Here is a 281-nt window from a genome sequence, read left to right as displayed (position 1 = left end):
GCTGCGACCCGCAGGTTCTCGGCGACCGTCAGGTCGGGAAAGATCTCGCGGCCTTGGGGCACGTAGGCGAGCCCCGCACGGGCGCGCCGGTCGGGGGACAGGCGGGTGAGGTCGATCCCGTCGAGGGCGATCCGGCCGCGGGCCTGGACGGATGAATCGGCCTTCGCCGGATCCGCACGAGAGCCGTCCTCGATGTGCTCCGCTCGCTGACGCCGAACCGGTATCCACGTCGGCGGCAAGCGCCCTAAGAGCCTCTCACAAAACGCCCACTGCTCTGTCGT

General features: G+C 70.1%; 1 pseudogene. It reads right to left on the bottom strand.

Features of this window, described 5'->3' with window-relative positions:
- Window positions 1-194: pseudogene (locus tag MKK67_RS04410) on the bottom strand (hypothetical protein); the annotation flags it as partial.
- Window positions 195-281 lie beyond the last annotated feature (87 nt).

The sequence above is a fragment of the Methylobacterium sp. J-072 genome (assembly GCF_022829425.1).
Classification (GTDB): domain Bacteria; phylum Pseudomonadota; class Alphaproteobacteria; order Rhizobiales; family Beijerinckiaceae; genus Methylobacterium.
Note: the sequence above shows the minus strand (reverse complement) of the source record. Positions and strands in the feature narration are given on the sequence as shown.